This is a genomic window from Peribacillus sp. NPDC056705, from assembly GCF_043656335.1.
Genome location: NZ_JBHTYI010000131.1, coordinates 1 through 604 on the forward strand (window position 1 = coordinate 1; position 604 = coordinate 604).

The 604-nt window shown below is 53.3% G+C and carries 1 protein-coding gene; it reads right to left on the reverse strand.

Features of this window, described 5'->3' with window-relative positions:
- The coding region (gene dnaX, locus ACFRAK_RS28140) for a DNA polymerase III subunit gamma/tau (protein WP_394573059.1) at positions 1–604 on the reverse strand (604 nt) is incomplete at both ends.

Sequence of the window (604 nt, forward strand, 5' to 3'; positions counted from 1 at the left end):
ACCCTCTTGCATAAACTGCTCGACCATCTGTAGCACAAGCCCTGCATCCCCCTGTTTCAAGGCACTCGCCAGTCGTCCAAATTGCTCGGAGGCGATACCGCCCGTCATTTCCAGAACCTGTTGATAGGATACCGTGCCGCCGGTAAAAGATGCAATCTGATCCAAAATACTAAGCGCATCGCGCATACCACCGTCCGACAGACGGGCGATATACTGAAGGGCCTCCTGCTCGGCAATAATCCCTTCTTCTCCACAAATACGCTCTAACCTGCCTGTTTGTTCCTCCAGAGAGACGCGCCGGAAGTCAAACCGCTGACAGCGAGAGATGATCGTTGCCGGTAGTCGGTGGGGCTCCGTTGTTGCCAGTATAAACATCACATGTGCCGGAGGTTCTTCAAGCGTCTTCAGAAGAGCGTTGAACGCTTCCGTCGTCAACATGTGTACTTCATCAATAATATAGACCTTGCGGCGCACTTCAGTCGGTGCGTATTTGACTTTATCCCGCAAGTCGCGAATCTCTTCGACGCCGCGGTTGGATGCAGCATCAATCTCCTGCACATCCATCACCGCACCAGCGGTAATACGCCGGCAGGCTTCACATTCA